We start from the raw sequence: 18,251 nt of genomic DNA on the forward strand, positions 1-18,251 counted from the left end.
AAAGCAGAAGTCAGCTTCTGTGAAGCTAAGACGCATCGTGTTGATTGGTGTCGACATGATACAAACTTTTTTGGAGAGTTTGATCTTGGCTCAGGACGAACGCTGGCGGCGTGCCTAATACATGCAAGTCGAGCGCAGGAAGCAAGCGGATCCCCTTCGGGGGTGACGCTTGTGGAATGAGCGGCGGACGGGTGAGTAACACGTGGGCAACCTGCCTGTAAGACTGGGATAACCCCGGGAAACCGGGGCTAATACCGGATAACACTTTTCGTTGCATGACGAGAAGTTGAAAGGCGGCTTCGGCTGCTACTTACAGATGGGCCCGCGGCGCATTAGCTAGTTGGTAAGGTAACGGCTTACCAAGGCGACGATGCGTAGCCGACCTGAGAGGGTGATCGGCCACACTGGGACTGAGACACGGCCCAGACTCCTACGGGAGGCAGCAGTAGGGAATCTTCCGCAATGGACGAAAGTCTGACGGAGCAACGCCGCGTGAGTGATGAAGGTCTTCGGATCGTAAAACTCTGTTGTTAGGGAAGAACAAGTCGGGTAGTAACTGACCCGGCCTTGACGGTACCTAACCAGAAAGCCCCGGCTAACTACGTGCCAGCAGCCGCGGTAATACGTAGGGGGCAAGCGTTGTCCGGAATTATTGGGCGTAAAGCGCTCGCAGGCGGTCCTTTAAGTCTGATGTGAAATCTCGCGGCTCAACCGCGAACGGTCATTGGAAACTGGAGGACTTGAGTACAGAAGAGGAGAGTGGAATTCCACGTGTAGCGGTGAAATGCGTAGAGATGTGGAGGAACACCAGTGGCGAAGGCGACTCTCTGGTCTGTAACTGACGCTGAGGAGCGAAAGCGTGGGGAGCGAACAGGATTAGATACCCTGGTAGTCCACGCCGTAAACGATGAGTGCTAGGTGTTAGGGGGTTTCCGCCCCTTAGTGCTGAAGTTAACGCATTAAGCACTCCGCCTGGGGAGTACGGCCGCAAGGCTGAAACTCAAAAGAATTGACGGGGGCCCGCACAAGCGGTGGAGCATGTGGTTTAATTCGAAGCAACGCGAAGAACCTTACCAGGTCTTGACATCCTCTGCTATTCCTAGAGATAGGAAGTTCCCTTCGGGGACAGAGTGACAGGTGGTGCATGGTTGTCGTCAGCTCGTGTCGTGAGATGTTGGGTTAAGTCCCGCAACGAGCGCAACCCTTGATCTTAGTTGCCAGCATTTAGTTGGGCACTCTAAGGTGACTGCCGGTGACAAACCGGAGGAAGGTGGGGATGACGTCAAATCATCATGCCCCTTATGACCTGGGCTACACACGTGCTACAATGGATGGAACAAAGGGAAGCAAAACCGCGAGGTCAAGCAAATCCCATAAAACCATTCTCAGTTCGGATTGCAGGCTGCAACTCGCCTGCATGAAGCCGGAATCGCTAGTAATCGCGGATCAGCATGCCGCGGTGAATACGTTCCCGGGCCTTGTACACACCGCCCGTCACACCACGAGAGTTGGTAACACCCGAAGTCGGTGAGGTAACCTTTTGGAGCCAGCCGCCGAAGGTGGGACCAATGATTGGGGTGAAGTCGTAACAAGGTAGCCGTATCGGAAGGTGCGGCTGGATCACCTCCTTTCTAAGGATAGAAACGGAACGCCGAAGGTTCTCTTGCGAGAGCCTTCCGGTAAGGACATACATGGTTGTTTGGTTCAGTTTTGAGGGAGCAATTAAAAATCTCTCAAAGGATTGAAGGAACTTCTGTTAAAACCCGTCACGTCCTGTGACGAACACAGAAGCCACCACATCCTGTGGAAGTTTGTACCTTGAAAACTAAATAAGAGTAACAACGACATCAAATAAAGTAATGCAAGGCTAAGAAATTAGCACGCTTATTTACTGTAACTTAGTTAAGTGAATAAGGGCGCACGGTGGATGCCTTGGCACTAGGAGCCGATGAAGGACGGGACTAACACCGATATGTCTCGGGGAGTCGTAAGTAGACATTGATCCGGGAATTTCCGAATGGGGGAACCCACTGTTCGTAATGGAACAGTATCGTTATCTGAATACATAGGGTAACGAAGGCAGACCCGGGGAACTGAAACATCTCAGTACCCGGAGGAAGAGAAAGCAAATGCGATTTCCCAAGTAGCGGCGAGCGAAACGGAATTAGCCCAAACCAGAAAGCTTGCTTTCTGGGGTTGTAGGACACTCCACACGGAGTTACAAAGAAACTCTTTAGATGAATCGATCTGGAACGATCAGCCATAGCAGGTAAGAGCCCTGTAATCGAAAAGGAGTTTCCTCCGGAGTGTATCCTGAGTACGGCGGAACACGAGAAATTCCGTCGGAATCCGGGAGGACCATCTCCCAAGGCTAAATACTCCCTAGTGACCGATAGTGAACCAGTACCGTGAGGGAAAGGTGAAAAGCACCCCGGGAGGGGAGTGAAAGAGAACCTGAAACCGTGTGCCTACAAGTAGTCGAAGCCCGTTAATGGGTGACGGCGTACCTTTTGTAGAATGGACCGGCGAGTTACGATCGTATGCAAGGTTAAGTGGAAGACACGGAGCCGCAGCGAAAGCGAGTCTGAATAGGGCGATATAGTATGCGGTCGTAGACCCGAAACCGTGTGATCTACCCATGTCCAGGGTGAAGGTCAGGTAACACTGACTGGAGGCCCGAACCCACGTATGTTGAAAAATGCGGGGATGAGGTGTGGGTAGGGGTGAAATGCCAATCGAACACGGAGATAGCTGGTTCTCTCCGAAATAGCTTTAGGGCTAGCCTCAAGCATCGAGTACTGGAGGTAGAGCACTGATTGGACTAGGGGCCCTCATCGGGTTACCGAATTCAGTCAAACTCCGAATGCCAGATACTTAGACTTGGGAGTCAGACTATGGGTGATAAGGTTCATAGTCGAAAGGGAAACAGCCCAGACCGCCAGCTAAGGTCCCAAAGTATACGTTAAGTGGAAAAGGATGTGGAGTTGCCCAGACAACCAGGATGTTGGCTTAGAAGCAGCCATCATTTAAAGAGTGCGTAATAGCTCACTGGTCGAGTGACTCTGCGCCGAAAATGTACCGGGGCTAAACGTATCACCGAAGCTGCGGATTGTTCTTCGAACAATGGTAGGAGAGCGTTCTGTGTGCTGTGAAGTCAGACCGTGAGGACTGGTGGAGCGCACAGAAGTGAGAATGCCGGTATGAGTAGCGAAAAAAGAGTGAGAATCTCTTTCACCGAATGCCTAAGGTTTCCTGAGGAAGGCTCGTCCTCTCAGGGTTAGTCGGGACCTAAGCCGAGGCCGAAAGGCGTAGGCGATGGACAACAGGTAGATATTCCTGTACCACCTCTTGAATGTTTGAGCAATGGGGGGACGCAGTAGGATATGGAATGCGCACCGATGGATGTGTGCGCCCAAGCAGTGAGAATGTTGGATAGGCAAATCCGTCCAACTTAAGTTCAAGCTGTGATGGGGAGGGAAATTGAGTACCGAAGTTCCAGATTTCACACTGCCAAGAAAAGCCTCTAGTGAGTTCAAAGGTGCCCGTACCGCAAACCGACACAGGTAGGCGAGGAGAGAATCCTAAGGTGAGCGGGAGAACTCTCGTTAAGGAACTCGGCAAAATGACCCCGTAACTTCGGGAGAAGGGGTGCTCCTTTATGGAGGAGCCGCAGTGAATAGGCCCAAGCGACTGTTTAGCAAAAACACAGGTCTCTGCGAAGCCGTAAGGCGAAGTATAGGGGCTGACACCTGCCCGGTGCTGGAAGGTTAAGGGGAAGCGTTAGGCGCAAGCCGAAGCGTAGAACCGAAGCCCCAGTAAACGGCGGCCGTAACTATAACGGTCCTAAGGTAGCGAAATTCCTTGTCGGGTAAGTTCCGACCCGCACGAAAGGTGCAACGACTTGGGCACTGTCTCAACGAGAGACCCGGTGAAATTATACTATGCGTGAAGATGCGCATTACCCGCGACAGGACGGAAAGACCCCGTGGAGCTTTACTGTAGCCTGATATTGAATGTTGGTACAGCTTGTACAGGATAGGTGGGAGCCTTCGAAGCGTGAGCGCTAGCTTACGTGGAGGCATCCGTGGGATACCACCCTGGCTGTACGAACCTTCTAACCCAGGACCGTAATCCGGTTCGGAGACAGTGTCAGGCGGGCAGTTTGACTGGGGCGGTCGCCTCCCAAAAGGTAACGGAGGCGCCCAAAGGTTCCCTCAGAATGGTTGGAAATCATTCGCAGAGTGTAAAGGCACAAGGGAGCTTGACTGCGAGACCTACAAGTCGAGCAGGGACGAAAGTCGGGCTTAGTGATCCGGTGGTTCCGCATGGAAGGGCCATCGCTCAACGGATAAAAGCTACCCCGGGGATAACAGGCTTATCTCCCCCAAGAGTTCACATCGACGGGGAGGTTTGGCACCTCGATGTCGGCTCATCGCATCCTGGGGCTGTAGTCGGTCCCAAGGGTTGGGCTGTTCGCCCATTAAAGCGGTACGCGAGCTGGGTTCAGAACGTCGTGAGACAGTTCGGTCCCTATCCGTCGTGGGCGTTGGAAGTTTGAGAGGAGCTGTCCTTAGTACGAGAGGACCGGGATGGACACACCGCTGGTGTACCAGTTGTTCCGCCAGGAGCATAGCTGGGTAGCTACGTGTGGCAGGGATAAGTGCTGAAAGCATCTAAGCATGAAGCCCCCCTCAAGATGAGACTTCCCATCACTTCGAGTGAGTAAGATCCCTCAGAGACGATGAGGTTGATAGGTCCGAGGTGGAAGCGTGGTGACACGTGGAGCTGACGGATACTAATAGATCGAGGACTTAACTAAACATTTTCTTGATTCGTTGTTTTCTCTTATTTAGTTTTTAGGGTATAAAAAACTTACATATTAAGTGAATTTATACTTGATTTTTTCTCAGAAACAATTATAATAATGGTTGTCACTGTTTTTAAGACATGTTGAATGGTCTGGTAGTAATAGCGGAGAGGTCACACCTGTTCCCATGCCGAACACAGAAGTTAAGTTCTCCAGCGCCGATGGTAGTTGGGGCTTTGCCCCTGCAAGAGTAGGACGCCGCCAGGCATATTCCATTCCACAGTAGCTCAGTGGTAGAGCAATCGGCTGTTAACCGATCGGTCGTAGGTTCGAATCCTACCTGTGGAGCCATTGGAGAGCTGTCCGAGTGGCCGAAGGAGCACGATTGGAAATCGTGTAGGCCGTTACCGCGGCCTCGAGGGTTCGAATCCCTCGCTCTCCGCCACTATTATAATTAATATATTGGCCCGTTGGTCAAGCGGTTAAGACACCGCCCTTTCACGGCGGTAACACGGGTTCGAATCCCGTACGGGTCACCAACTTTTAACTTTATGCTGGAGGATTAGCTCAGCTGGGAGAGCACCTGCCTTACAAGCAGGGGGTCGCAGGTTCGAGCCCTGCATCCTCCACCATAAACACTTTAATCATATCGCGGGATGGAGCAGTCTGGTAGCTCGTTGGGCTCATAACCCAAAGGTCGCAGGTTCAAATCCTGCTCCCGCAACCAAATTACTTAATTAAAAAGTGGTCCGGTAGTTCAGTTGGTTAGAATGCCTGCCTGTCACGCAGGAGGTCGCGGGTTCGAGTCCCGTCCGGACCGCCACTTTATCTGGTAAGTTTTTAAAACTAAATGGCTCGGTAGCTCAGTCGGTAGAGCAAGGGACTGAAAATCCCTGTGTCGGCGGTTCGATTCCGTCCCGAGCCACCATTTTTTTATTTAAACATTTATATATGGAGGGGTAGCGAAGTGGCTAAACGCGGCGGACTGTAAATCCGCTCCCTCAGGGTTCGGCAGTTCGAATCTGCCCCCCTCCACCATTTAATTCAATAAGTCAGTAGGGGTATAGTTTAATGGTAAAACGAAGGTCTCCAAAACCTTTGATGTGGGTTCGATTCCTACTACCCCTGCCATTTCTATGTATGGCGGTCGTGGCGAAGTGGTTAACGCACCGGATTGTGGCTCCGGCACACGTGGGTTCGATCCCCATCGATCGCCCCATATTATATATTGGGCTATAGCCAAGCGGTAAGGCATCGGGTTTTGATCCCGTGTATCCCAGGTTCGAATCCTGGTAGCCCAGCCATTTATGCGGAAGTAGTTCAGTGGTAGAACACCACCTTGCCAAGGTGGGGGTCGCGGGTTCGAATCCCGTCTTCCGCTCCATTACTTTTATGGCGGTATAGCCAAGTGGTAAGGCAGAGGTCTGCAAAACCTTTATCACCGGTTCAAATCCGGTTACCGCCTCCATTTATACACATGCCGGTGTGGCGGAATTGGCAGACGCGCGGGACTCAAAATCCCGTTCCTTCACGGGAGTGTCGGTTCGACCCCGACCACCGGTACTATATAGGACTTTCAACATAAGCGTTGAAAGTCTTTTTTAATGCCTATTTTTAAGAGTGAAATAGAATTATTGTATTAGATTATCAGTGAGCATTTTTACATATTCTGACCGTTATCTTTCGTTATACATACTCTAATCAATATTAAGTTGCCTATTAGATATGGTCAGCATTTACAGGGAAACCCCTGTCATGTAAATTCGATCTTAAAGAAATCTCAACACTCCCTCAAAAGTAATTTGTTATATTGGTTGCGAAGAAACTTCATAAAAGGGGAGTGGTTGAATGCGAATTGCGATTTTTTCAGACACTTATGCTCCTGAAATTAATGGTGTAGCTTTAACGTTAAGGCGTTACACAGATTATCTGGAAAAACAGGGTATTGAATACCAGGTATTTGCTCCAACTGTAAATGCACAAACTCCAGGCTTTCCACAAGTCGAGCGACTAACTAGCATCCCCTTCTTACTTTACCGTGACCTACGATTTGCTCTTCCAAACACAACACAGATTAAAAACGTATTACATAAATTCCAACCCACTCTAATTCATATCGCAACCCCATTCAATGTTGGATTGTATGGTCTCCAGTATGGTAAAAAACACAACATCCCGATGATCGCCTCTTATCACACCCACTTTGATAATTATTTAGACTACTATTCTTTATCTTTCCTAAAAAAATGGCTTTGGAAGTATATGTATTGGTTCCATCGCCCTTTCGAAAAAGTTTACGTTCCCACTATCAGCACAAAAGAGAAATTACTAGCAAAGCAATTGCACCCGGACATTGGTGTGTGGGGGAGAGGTGTTGACAGGCGCGTATTTTCTCCTGCAAAAAGAACTCCAGATTTCTTCAAAAATCATTATGGCATCCAGGGCAAAAAGATAATCTTATACGTTGGACGAATGTCGCCTGAAAAAGATATTGATATTGTTTTAGACACCTATTATTCATTGCCCGACCATGTAAAAGAAGACACCCATCTAGTAATGGTGGGCGATGGACCATTGTATAAATCACTATCGGAACAGCATCAAGAAAACATTACATGGACTGGATTCTTGGAAGGAGAACAGTTGGCCAGGGTTTATGCATCAAGTGATGTTTTCTTATTTCCATCGCCAACCGAAACATTTGGAAATGTCGTCTTAGAGGCTTTGGCATCAGGACTGCCAGTCATTGGTGCTAATGAAGGTGGCGTCAAAAACCTAGTGGCGAATGGAAAAAGTGGCTTTTTATGCGAACCAGGGAACAGGAACGCATTTGCTCAAAAAACGACTAAGTTATTAGAAGACCAGGCACTGCGAGATTCCTTTTCAGCTGAAGCTCTTGCATTTGCTGAGACACTATCCTGGGATGAAATCTTTGGACAGTTTGTCGGCAGTTTTTATGAAGTATTGAGGAGAAAGAAAATGGACAGTGCAATTGCGTGATTTCTTGTTGGGTAACGTTATATAAGATAGTTATTTCAGAAAACACCCATATTTTTGGGTGTTTTTTTGTGTATAGATTGCCCGTGAAGGTTAGGCATGAGAAATTTCGATGGGAAGGTTGACTATTCAGTTGAACTGTATTACTCTTTATATAGTCAGACTATATAGTTAAACTGAATAGAAGGTGAGTATATGAAACATAAATTATTGCCGCTGTCTGAAACCATGCATTATATTTTACTGGCACTACGTGAGCCATTACACGGTTATGCTGTCATGCAGAAAATAGAACAACTAAGTAATGGAACGGTTATTTTAGCTGCTGGTACTTTATACGGCGCGATTGAAAACTTAAAAAAGCACGGCTGGATCGAATCAGTTGGGGATTCTGGTCGAAGAAAGATCTATATGATCACGACAGAAGGAAACGATGTTTTGAAAATGGAACAAGAAAGGCTTCAACATATTTTATCCTTGTATGAAGGAAGTGAATTAAATGAAGAGGTTTAAACTATTTTTGGATATTGAAAAAGAAGAGAAATGGCTAAACGAGCAATTACAAGAAGGCTATCGTTGCACAAATATAAGCGGGTTAGGGGTATATACTTTCGAAAAAACGGGCGAGAGATATGTAATGCGACTTGATTATCAAGATAATTTATCAAAGGAAGAGCTTGATGAATACAAAGGGATATATGAAGATTTTGGCTGGAATTATATGAAGGGGTCCCGGCTTAGCGGCATAAAATATTGGCAAAAAGAAGAGGATGGCAGAAATGAAATTTTCTCTGATCGACAATCTAAGGGTAACTATTATAAACGATTAATGCGTTATTCTTTTTGGTTGGGTGCGCTTAGTTTGGCATTTGCCTTTATGCTCTACAGTGATATTGACTTGTACCACCAAGGCCTATGGAGCATGGAGGGGAGGTTATTTTGGGTAGCACTCCTATTTGAAACGCCCTTTGTCATGTTGAAGTTGGCTCCCGTGATTTTGGCAGTTGTTTTTGCGAATAGTTATTTTAAATCTTATCGGAAGTATTCTATGTTAGTAGAGAAATAAAGCCAGGATTGATTAAAGTAAGGAGGTAGCCTCCTCCTTACTTTAAACGGTTATCTAAGGTCTTCTCTCCATTTATAACGAGCCGCAATCCCTATAAACATAACAAGAAAAACCAAGCCTGTACTTAACACCGTAATCCATTCATTAAGGTCATGAAAGTCCTTAATTCTCATAATGGTATTGACTAAAAGATAATCCGAAACATAGGTTTTATCGAATAAAACAGTCTCTAGACTGCTCAGAATCATGCCGACTAGGTTAAGGGCAAGCGCCAAGCCGATGATTAAACTGCCTAACATTTTTTTCGTGATAATAGCCACACATAATATTAGAACAGAAAACGCCCATTGAAGGAGAAATTGACTCGAGATTAATTTCATAAAGAAACCAATATCACCAATTGCATTGTTTCCAAAGAAGATTGACCGACCAATAAGATCTGAAATAATGAGTGTCAAAAGCATGAGTAATATAAAAAAGGCCTGAATGATAATTTTGGAGAGGACCGAATTGATGCGGGCATGTTTCATCGTGATATAATTTTTATAAAATCCTGCATTCAACTCGCTCATATAGAAATAAATAGTAAACACCATAATATACAGTAACATCCATGATGGAGTCTGTGATAAGACGGATTGGATAAACTCACTTGCATTCATCTGACTGGTCTGTACACCACTTTCTGCCATTGGCTCCTCATACACACTCATCATAAATACCCCAAAAATTTGAAATGCACTATAGATAAGTAAGAGGGAGTACATGACTTTATTTCTTATAAAGCGGCGAAAATCCATTTTAAATAGATTGATCATCTACTCGTCACCTCTTCCCGTACGTTCCAAAAAGTATTGCTCCAACCCTTGTTTATGTTTGCTAATCGCATGAATGGAAATGCCTTGGGAACTGAGATGTTTTATGATCTGATGGTTTTCTACGTGAGGGTCATAAATATAAACGTTTCTTTGATCGACTACTTTATAGTGTTGGATGTTCAATGCTTCTTCCAAAATAGGAATAACATCCTTTGCTTCATCTACTTCCAGTTCAATTCGTTCTTCGCATTTATGAAGGAGTTCCTCTTTGGAAATGGTTTCGATGATTTCACCTTCATGGATAATGGCATAGTTGGTCGCTATTTTTGATAGCTCTTCAAGAATGTGGCTGGAGATGATGATCGTTAACCCCTTCTTGTTCAGCTCCAAAATTAATTCTCTAACCTCTTTGATTCCATAAGGATCCAAGCCGTTAATTGGCTCATCCAGGATGAGAACATCAGGGCTGCCCAGTAAAGCAATCGCAATTCCGAGCCTCTGCTTCATGCCCATGGAGAAATCTTTTACCTTCACTTTTTTATCATTTTTCAATCCAACTAGCTGTAATAGGGCATGAATTTCTTGAGTGGGATTCTTGATTCCATAAGCAATCATCATGAGTTCAAGGTTCTGGTATGCGGTATAGCTTGGATAGATCCCTGGATTTTCAATTAAAAGTCCCATTCTTTCATAATAGAGTTGATTCTTGTGCGATCTTTCATTAAAAAAGTGAATTTCGCCTGATGTCGGGAATACGAGACCGCCAATCATTTTAAGTAATGTTGATTTGCCGGCACCGTTTTGGCCAATTAAACCGAATATCTCTCCTTTGTTTATTTTCAAAGAGACCTTGTTTACTGCCGTTTTCACTTTAAATTGTTTCGTAAGCTCCTTTACTTCAATGATTGCATCAGCCATCTTAACACCTCCATACTACTAACTAAACAAGAAAGCAGTTAATGAATCGCAAAGAAAAGGTTAAGAAACTTCAAAGAGCACTTAAGGACTTAATCTGAAGCCGATTCCCCAGACCGTATCGATATAAGGCTCCTCGTCATACTGCTTCAATTTAGTGCGGATGTTGCTAATATGTACGGTAATGGTTTTATCCTCCCCGATATAGTGATCATCCCAGGCAAGTTCATACAAATCTTGCTTTGTGAACACCCTGGTTTTATTTTTCACTAGCACCTCGACAATGTTATACTCCTGCTTTGTTAGGTTCATCCCGATTCCCTTAACGCTAACGATTTTAGTATCTTCATCAAGAATTAAGTTTTTATGCTGGTGTTGATTTACAGGCTTGTTTATTCCTTTCCTTTTTACATGCACATGGATGCGGGCAAGTAGCTCCTCAATCTCAAATGGCTTTGTGACATAATCATCTGCCCCAAGCGTAAATAATTGTAGCTTGTTATCCAATTGATCCTTTGCTGACAAGACAATTACAGGGATATCTGACCCTATTTCTGTCCTTAATTCACGGATAAAAGCCTCACCGGAAAGACCTGGCAGCATCAAGTCAAGGATAACAAGGTCATAGTCATGTAGCGTAACATGCATTTTTCCTTCACTTCCTGAAAATGCTTGTGTACACTCGAAATTTTTCTGGCGAAGGGCATTAAAAATTATCCGATTAATATGCTCATCATCTTCTATGATTAAGATAGTCAGTTGATCCAACATAGCTCTCCTCCTTACCTGTTTTGTTAAAAACCAATCGGAGACAAAAACGATCCTGCTCGACACTAGCTGAAACATCACCTTGCATTTTTTCCATTAAGGTTTTGACAATAAAAAGTCCCAAGCCTGATGAATGGTTCGTACGTGAAGCATCTTCTTTATAAAAACGTGTAAAGATAGACTCCGGATTAATCGATATTCCGTCTCTTATTGCATTTGTAAAGTGGATGATGAATGCATCGCTATTTTCTTCACAATGAATGGTAATAGCTCCTTCTCCGTGTAGTAGATAATTTCTTATGACGTTCTCGAGAATCCTTTCTATTGCACTACTATTACCTTGAATATAAACAGGATGTTCAGGCAGGCTTATAGCAGGTTCATAACCTTTTTGGGAAAATTCATTGATATACACGAACAAACGCTGCTGTATTAGGTTGACGATATCTATGTTCTCCATGTCCAGTGTGTAGTCTTTGTTTTCGAGTTTTGTATATAGAAATAACTCATCTAAAAGTCTATTGATTCGCTCCGTTCTGGATTGCGCTAGTTTGATATAATGGCTTTTTTCCTGAGGGCTTTCTGTACGGGTGGCAAGCTGTAAATATCCATCCAGCGAAGTAAGCGGGGTTCTGATGTCATGAGAGAGGCTGGCAATTGTTGAGTTAATCTCTTCATTCTTTTTAATAAATTGTTGGTCCATTTCCCTTTGCGTCTTTAGCATGACATTACACCTGTCAATTAAGTGGGAAATTTCCTTTGGTTTTATTTGTGTATGGATAAGCTTAAAAGAATGATGCTTCGTAATAAACGCTAATTGGTTACCAATATCTTTTATTTGGTTTCTATAATAGAGGATATAAATGGTTGAAATTATGAGCAAAAGGGATAATGCAATGAGCAGGATTAGCATGGGGTGGCATCCTTTCTTGGGTTTAAGGATTGATTAGAGTCTTCTGTCTTTAATGATATCATAAAAGGAAGTTAGCTCATTAGAAATTTTAAAGCAGCAGTACCCTTAATATTCTCAGTTGATGAGGGCAAGTTTAATAAGATCAGAGTGATCGGAAGTAAGGTCCTTGTCAAACATCATTCATAAAAAGAGCCCAATCCTTCAAGAATTTGGCCTTCATAGCATTATATATTTGTTGAATTTAAGTACGACATATACTCAAATGCCGTTATTCCATAAACGCTTTTGAAATGTTTATTCAAATGAGTTAAGTCCACAAAACCACATGCAGCTACTGCTGCGTATATGTCTCTGTCTTTTTCAATTAATTGCTTTGCTCGTTCAACCTTGCAGTTTAGATAGTATTGATATGGAGTAATACCGGTATGCGATTTGAATAATCTAATAAACTGGAATTTTGATAGGTTTAACTCATTCCCAATTTCATCAAGTTTAAGTACACTCTCTAAGTTGGCGTGCAGTAATTCTTTTGCCTTTTTAATTAGAGTATTGTCTTTCTTATAATTTGTCATAAGGTCGTTCTGGACAAGGATATCTGTAAGGGATATGAAAAGTTCGGTACACAAAGCCCCATCTCTTTCGTCTAATATTGCTTTAGAAAGATTCAATATTCTTTGTTCCAGTCCGTAATCATATACAATCGGTTTTGAAAATTTTACGAGCTCCTTTTTGTGGGTAGCCTCTAAAAGCATTTGAGGATCAATATACAACATGACATAATCTAAGCCAGCCTTATCATGTGCCATTCCGTCATGCGCCTGTTCAGGATTAAAGAGCATCACACCATTTTGATAGGATAATTGTAAGCTACCATCCATATGAAAATGCTGAATCCCCCGCAGTGTTACGCCTATTGCATATTCTTGATGCGCATGTTTTTTATATTTAAAATCGACCATACTTGCTGATAATGCTGTAATACCTGCAACTTTTTTATAGATAAACGTATCCATTTTATCACCTCTTCACCCGTATGCTCTTACACCCAAATCATAGCTGTAGCGTAAAGTAAGCCTAAAGCCATTATAACATTCACAATTTTTGTATACCTTTGAAAAAACCGCTTAAGGACTGCTCCGAAAAGTATCCATGTTATAAATGCTAAAAATCCAATAATGGTTATTACGATAACGCTAACTGACACAGCGGGTATATTTTGATAATAAGGCAAAACAAAGCTCGGAATGACGGTTAGTGTAAAAAGCAACACCTTTGGATTTAAAAATTGCATAAGAAAGCCCGTAGTAAACGTCCCTGTATGGGAGTTCATTGGTTTTGATTTTGATGTATCCACTTTGCAAATTTAATAAGCGAGATAGAGCATGTATATAGTACCGATAATTTGCATGCCTACTAAAATTTTGGGCAGGACGTTCATCATCACCGTATTCAACATAGCAGAAATACCAAGTAATAAACCAAAAGCAATCGTTGCTCCATATGTATAAGTCACCGCCTTTTTCACCCCAAAATTATGGACAGTCGACAAAATTACGATATTCGTGGGACCTGGCGTAAACGTAACAATAAAACAGTAGAGGATAAAAGAGGTAATATCCAAGATGAAGTCTCCCTTCAAGGTACTTTCATGAATATTACCTCTTTCTGTGAGATGTATATAGTATATTATTGCAGGAATGTGGTGCAGCTTTAATTGAATTTATGATCAGTGCTTTCTTTTATTATAATGCCCTTATAAAATATGGTCTCGAGTTAATCCAACAGAATAGAGAACTATGTTAAAATAAATATATAGAAAATATTGGAAGTTTATGGATGGAGTTGATAGGTGGAGATGAAGACTTTTACGCTTGTTGGGAAAATTAACTTAGTATTAGGAACATCTTTTTTCTTAATGGGGATTTTTTGGCTCATACTGGAGATCTCTAACGGTTTTTCATTAAAAGAAACACCTATGTCCATTGCTTTTACCCTTATTGGAATATCAATATTTATGTCTGCACTTTTTTATAAAGTCTCTTCATAAAGTTTGTTGACTTAAGTAGAGTAGGGTATTTTTTCTTGCTAATAATTTTTCTATGGAATAAGTTGCAATGATCGGTGGATACTGGCTCATCAAATATTGGTCCCTACATTTTATGTTTTAGACACTCACACTCATGGGTAAACTGGTTCTTAAACATGCTTATGCAAATCAACTAGAACCAGATAAAGAGGGGCTAAAACATGTATGAGTTATTACTTATTTTTGCGGTTATTGGTTTGATGTGGCTATTTAGAGAAAAGCAGGAAAGCGTAACCATTTATAAAGGGGACGAATCTTCTTTAAATGAGGCTTCTGAATACTACTGGATTTTAAGAGACAACAATATTCCTTTCAAATACCATATCCCGTATAATTGGGAAAATTTCTATCAATTTGGATATAAAAAGAGCCCTGTTTACATTAAAGTTAGAAAAAATGACGTGATAAAAGCTAGAAGAATTATATGGTGCCATTGGAAAGAGAAGCGGGAGATGGAGCGTAATATTAAAGAATCAAGGATTAAATAATGGTTTCCATTAAGCGTTAAAGAACAGCATATCTACCGTTAATAGAAAAAACGCCTGTAAAAAATACAGGCGTTTTCTACGTATATTTGCGGCGAAGAATTATGTGTTCACATTCACATGTATAGCATTCCTCGTCTTACACAAATCAGCTCATCGCTTTGTTATTATAGCATGGATGAAAAAATGTATCTACTAGTAATAAAAGGCAGTATTTTTATTAAAACATAGATTATACATTTCCTATGTAAAAACAGTTCTATGAATAGGTGGCAAGGAAAAGGGGGGAACGCCTACTGCAATGTTGCTCGCATCTGTCACAGGCTGCACCGGAATTGATGTAACAATGATATAAAACCGCATCTTGATATAATATCGAAGTTGGAGATCGAAACCGATGGAACTAGAAAAGAAGGTTTTAATATTAGAGTGAAACACTAAATTAATTAAACTGCAGGTAAATTGAAAAAGGTATTTAAGGATCCTATACAGAATTAGTATTTTGAGTAGGATCTTTCCAACGGAATATCATGGTAATGAAATCGTATGGCAGTACAGTGGAAAAGGGGCAGAACTGTATGTTCAAAAAGAAAAAGAAGCTAAAAGGTTGGGTTACTTTTATAGCCTTAGTTCTTATAATAGTTGGAGGTTCATTGTATTACGTCCATTTCTTTACACCTAAGGACTCAGTGGAACTGTACCAGGAATTAACATTCGCAGACAGTTTTGAGGAAGTGCAGCAGCACATGTTAGATGGTTATGAGGATAATTTTTCAGAAGATGACTTTAACTATATTCAAAACAACTCCGCAGATTGTGTAGGGCAATTTACGATAGTTGATTATAATGACAAGTCTTATCTAGTGATGACTACTCCAGGGACGGAGAGACTAAAAATCCTTGCGATAGAGGAATTACCAGAAGAAATGAGGGCTTTCTTTTCGGAACTATCCGAATCAGCTCTTTCTAATTAACGGTGTATTTCTTCAATTAAAATAGTTTGGGAGGGTTCAAAATGAGCAATACAACAGCTGTTGGGCTAATAGGAAGTGTTGTTATTATTGAAGTAGGCTTTTAACGTAGGAAGATTATTCTAATTCAAGCTATTAGGCGCGTTGCTTCAATAAAAGCATATGCTTGAGGTACGAGGGGGAGGATAGTTGAAAAAAGATGCACATGTTTGTAAAAAATGGAGGATGACGATGAAAAGATTTTTAGCAGCATTACTATCTACTATTTTGTTTGCAACAATATTTTCTTGGGTTTCCTATGTTCCTAGTTCACAACAAGAACCTAATGTTTATTATTTTGGCTTTTTTGAAATAAGTGTTTTTGTGATTATTTACACAGCTCCAGTATATTTTCTTGTAGGATTACCTATCTCGATATTAATTGATAAGTTAGTCGTAAATGTTGATAGAGATTCAAAATGGACACTTTACTTTATTCAGTTAGGTTTATACTCATTAGCAGGTGTACTAGTCGGATTTCTATATCTTTTGGTTTTCTCCGGGAGTATATATCTAGAAGGTTTTATTTCATTTTCAATATACGCAATTGTAGCATCCAATCTCTATTTTCACATGTTTTTGTTGGTACAGAAATTAAGTAGGAAGTTATATAATTAATATTAATTCTTCAACTATGTGGTTTAAGAATGTAATAAGGTGTTACCACAAGTATATTTGTGCTTAGCAGTTGATATGGAGAAGTTTCTTCAATTAAGGTTGAGAATCCTAGTAAATTTAATTGATCGGGAGATATTATTACTTAGTTTAAGGTTATTAAAATTATGTGGAAGTATTATTATTACCATGACTTAGAAAAATTGGAGTTCTTGGTATAGTGATATAGGAGGATATGTAATGAGTTTAGACCTAGTTAAGGAATTCGTCGAAAAAAACAAAGAACAATACTTAGAAACATTATTTACCTTACTACGCCAGAAAAGCATCAGCACACAAAATATCGGAATGGAAGAAACAAGTGCCATGCTGCTTAATATGTTAGAAGAGATCGGCATGGATAGTAGATTAATAGAGACGCAGGGCCATCCTGTCGTTTATGGGGAAATCAAGAATGAAGCGAATGATTTTACGTTACTCATATACGGCCATTATGATGTGCAACCTGCTGACCCGGTAGAGGAGTGGAATTCACCTCCCTTTGAACCAACGATTAGAGACGGGAAAATCTTTTGCCGTGGAGCTGGAGATAATAAAGGACAGCTTATGGCGCAAATTCTGGCACTAAAAACTTACCAGGAAGTTGTCGGCGATCTTCCTATCAATATTAAATTTGTGTTTGAAGGGGAAGAAGAAGTTGGCAGCCCGAATCTCGTTAACTTTGTTTCCGAGCATCGTGATTTATTAAAAGCAGATTTAGTGTATACATCAGATGGCCCGATGCATGAAAGCGGGGCTCCATTTGTTTTACTAGGCGTTAGAGGAATGCTCTATGTAGAACTAAATGCAAAAGGAGCGGATTGGGACAACCATTCTGGTAACAAAGGAAATATTGCGCCAAATCCAGCTTGGCAGCTTGTTGAGCTTTTAGGTACCATGAAGGATGATGCTGGCAATATTTTAATAGAAGGTTTTTATGATGATGTGAAGAAACCAACTGCCAATGAGGAAGAATTAATAACAACATTACCGTATGATGCTAAACAAGTTGCTGATCAAATCGGATATAAAGGGTTTAATATGACCCGCGAGGAATATTATCGAAAACTAACCCTTGAACCAACATTAAATATCGCAGGTTTTCATAGTGGCTATGGTGGAAAAGGTTCGAAAACGATTATCCCCTCGACTGCAATGGTCAAAATGGATATGCGCCTCGTTGTGGATCAAGATCCAGATGATATTTTTGAAAAATTTAAGAAGCATGTTCATAAGCATGCACCTGGAGTAGAAGTGGTACGCTACGGGTCCATGAAACCCTCTCGTACGTCTCCGGATATGGAAGTTGTTCAGGTTGTCAAAGAGGCGGTTAAGGAAGCCTACGAAGAAAACCCAGTGTTACAGCCTAGCCTTGGTGGGAGTTTACCAGATTATGTGTGGACCCAAATACTAGGTGTACCTTCTGTGATTGTCCCATATGCCAATTCTGATGAAGCAAACCATTCGCCGAATGAAAATCTTGATGTGGATAAATTTTTTAAGGGGATCGTTTGTACTTGTTCTGTGATTCGTGCTTTTGGGGAGTAGTTGGATAGAATAAACCTCACAATGAATTTTAGAACGCAATAAAAAACTCGCAAACGTTGGTCAAGTATCACAACGTTTGCGAGTTTTTTATGGAATTCAATCTTTTCCCCTAAAAAGTTCCTCTTAAACTTTTCTACCTTAATCTTTGAGAAATATTCACATTAATTTTACTTTTCTATAAAAC

At 42.0% G+C, this 18,251-nt stretch carries 13 protein-coding genes, 14 tRNA genes, 3 rRNA genes and 1 pseudogene; 24 read left to right on the plus strand and 7 right to left on the minus strand.

Going from position 1 to position 18,251, the window contains the following annotated elements; genetic code table 11:
- Positions 1-67: 67 nt before the first annotated feature.
- The 20 genes from LG273_RS04860 (at position 68) to LG273_RS04955 (ending at position 8,870) form a co-directional block, all read left to right on the plus strand.
- Positions 68-1,631 (plus strand): 16S ribosomal RNA (locus LG273_RS04860).
- 269 nt (positions 1,632-1,900) lie between these two features.
- Positions 1,901-4,819: ribosomal RNA gene (locus LG273_RS04865) — 23S ribosomal RNA — on the plus strand.
- A gap of 139 nt (positions 4,820-4,958) precedes the next feature.
- A 5S ribosomal RNA gene (gene rrf / locus LG273_RS04870) occupies positions 4,959-5,074 on the plus strand.
- The 16S, 23S and 5S rRNA genes sit together here with 14 tRNA genes alongside, the layout of an rRNA operon.
- Before the next feature lie 9 nt (positions 5,075-5,083).
- A tRNA-Asn gene (locus tag LG273_RS04875) sits at positions 5,084-5,158 on the plus strand.
- 2 nt (positions 5,159-5,160) lie between these two features.
- Positions 5,161-5,252, plus strand: a tRNA-Ser gene (locus tag LG273_RS04880).
- Positions 5,253-5,271: 19 nt separating this feature from the next.
- Positions 5,272-5,346, plus strand: a tRNA-Glu gene (locus tag LG273_RS04885).
- A 17-nt stretch (positions 5,347-5,363) separates the two neighbouring features.
- Positions 5,364-5,439 (plus strand) — tRNA-Val (locus tag LG273_RS04890).
- A gap of 18 nt (positions 5,440-5,457) precedes the next feature.
- Positions 5,458-5,534, plus strand: a tRNA-Met gene (locus LG273_RS04895).
- A gap of 19 nt (positions 5,535-5,553) precedes the next feature.
- Positions 5,554-5,630, plus strand: a tRNA-Asp gene (locus LG273_RS04900).
- A 29-nt stretch (positions 5,631-5,659) separates the two neighbouring features.
- Positions 5,660-5,735: transfer RNA gene (locus LG273_RS04905), tRNA-Phe, on the plus strand.
- A gap of 25 nt (positions 5,736-5,760) precedes the next feature.
- Positions 5,761-5,845, plus strand: a tRNA-Tyr gene (locus LG273_RS04910).
- Between the two features lie 19 nt (positions 5,846-5,864).
- Positions 5,865-5,938: transfer RNA gene (locus LG273_RS04915), tRNA-Trp, on the plus strand.
- 12 nt (positions 5,939-5,950) lie between these two features.
- Positions 5,951-6,026, plus strand: a tRNA-His gene (locus LG273_RS04920).
- Between the two features lie 10 nt (positions 6,027-6,036).
- Positions 6,037-6,111 (plus strand) — tRNA-Gln (locus LG273_RS04925).
- A gap of 5 nt (positions 6,112-6,116) precedes the next feature.
- Positions 6,117-6,191: transfer RNA gene (locus tag LG273_RS04930), tRNA-Gly, on the plus strand.
- Positions 6,192-6,201: 10 nt separating this feature from the next.
- Positions 6,202-6,275 (plus strand) — tRNA-Cys (locus LG273_RS04935).
- An 11-nt stretch (positions 6,276-6,286) separates the two neighbouring features.
- Positions 6,287-6,370: transfer RNA gene (locus LG273_RS04940), tRNA-Leu, on the plus strand.
- A 285-nt stretch (positions 6,371-6,655) separates the two neighbouring features.
- Positions 6,656-7,807, plus strand: a complete 1,152-nt coding sequence (locus LG273_RS04945) for a glycosyltransferase family 4 protein (RefSeq protein WP_404458257.1) — start codon at positions 6,656-6,658, stop codon at positions 7,805-7,807.
- A gap of 192 nt (positions 7,808-7,999) precedes the next feature.
- Complete coding sequence (locus LG273_RS04950; protein WP_404458260.1) at positions 8,000-8,317, plus strand: PadR family transcriptional regulator; 318 nt, start codon at positions 8,000-8,002, stop codon at positions 8,315-8,317.
- Positions 8,304-8,870: a DUF2812 domain-containing protein gene (locus tag LG273_RS04955; protein ID WP_404458263.1), complete on the plus strand. Its 567-nt coding sequence runs from the start codon at positions 8,304-8,306 to the stop codon at positions 8,868-8,870. The genes LG273_RS04950 and LG273_RS04955 overlap by 14 nt, the downstream gene beginning before the upstream one ends.
- Before the next feature lie 50 nt (positions 8,871-8,920).
- Here LG273_RS04955 and LG273_RS04960 read toward each other — a convergent pair whose 3' ends face one another.
- From LG273_RS04960 to LG273_RS04990, 7 genes and pseudogenes are all read right to left on the minus strand, one after another.
- Complete coding sequence (locus LG273_RS04960; RefSeq protein ID WP_404458266.1) at positions 8,921-9,688, minus strand: hypothetical protein; 768 nt, start codon at positions 9,686-9,688, stop codon at positions 8,921-8,923.
- On the minus strand, positions 9,689-10,606 hold the full coding sequence (locus LG273_RS04965) for an ABC transporter ATP-binding protein (protein ID WP_404458269.1): 918 nt from the start codon (positions 10,604-10,606) through the stop codon (positions 9,689-9,691). It lies immediately after the preceding gene.
- Positions 10,607-10,687: 81 nt separating this feature from the next.
- On the minus strand, positions 10,688-11,374 hold the full coding sequence (locus tag LG273_RS04970) for a response regulator transcription factor (RefSeq protein WP_404458272.1): 687 nt from the start codon (positions 11,372-11,374) through the stop codon (positions 10,688-10,690).
- Positions 11,337-12,284, minus strand: coding sequence for a sensor histidine kinase (locus LG273_RS04975; RefSeq protein WP_404458275.1), 948 nt, complete (start codon positions 12,282-12,284; stop codon positions 11,337-11,339). The genes LG273_RS04970 and LG273_RS04975 overlap by 38 nt, the downstream gene beginning before the upstream one ends.
- Positions 12,285-12,508: 224 nt before the next feature.
- Positions 12,509-13,297: a helix-turn-helix domain-containing protein gene (locus LG273_RS04980; RefSeq protein ID WP_404458278.1), complete on the minus strand. Its 789-nt coding sequence runs from the start codon at positions 13,295-13,297 to the stop codon at positions 12,509-12,511.
- A gap of 26 nt (positions 13,298-13,323) precedes the next feature.
- Positions 13,324-13,905, minus strand: a pseudogene (locus LG273_RS04985) (LysE family translocator).
- 209 nt (positions 13,906-14,114) lie between these two features.
- Positions 14,115-14,267, minus strand: a complete 153-nt coding sequence (locus LG273_RS04990) for a hypothetical protein (RefSeq protein WP_404458281.1) — start codon at positions 14,265-14,267, stop codon at positions 14,115-14,117.
- A gap of 264 nt (positions 14,268-14,531) precedes the next feature.
- Here LG273_RS04990 and LG273_RS04995 point away from each other — a divergent pair, with 264 nt between their 5' ends.
- From LG273_RS04995 to LG273_RS05010, 4 genes are all read left to right on the plus strand, one after another.
- Positions 14,532-14,858: a hypothetical protein gene (locus tag LG273_RS04995; RefSeq protein WP_404458284.1), complete on the plus strand. Its 327-nt coding sequence runs from the start codon at positions 14,532-14,534 to the stop codon at positions 14,856-14,858.
- 575 nt (positions 14,859-15,433) lie between these two features.
- Positions 15,434-15,829, plus strand: coding sequence for a hypothetical protein (locus LG273_RS05000; RefSeq protein ID WP_404458286.1), 396 nt, complete (start codon positions 15,434-15,436; stop codon positions 15,827-15,829).
- A 186-nt stretch (positions 15,830-16,015) separates the two neighbouring features.
- Entirely contained in the window at positions 16,016-16,483 is a 468-nt protein-coding gene (locus tag LG273_RS05005) for a hypothetical protein (protein WP_404458289.1), read from the plus strand.
- A 237-nt stretch (positions 16,484-16,720) separates the two neighbouring features.
- Positions 16,721-18,067: a M20/M25/M40 family metallo-hydrolase gene (locus tag LG273_RS05010; RefSeq protein WP_404458292.1), complete on the plus strand. Its 1,347-nt coding sequence runs from the start codon at positions 16,721-16,723 to the stop codon at positions 18,065-18,067.
- Positions 18,068-18,251: the final 184 nt, after the last annotated feature.

It is taken from the genome of Oceanobacillus kapialis, from assembly GCF_044790185.1.
Lineage (GTDB): Bacteria > Bacillota > Bacilli > Bacillales > Amphibacillaceae > Oceanobacillus_B > Oceanobacillus_B kapialis.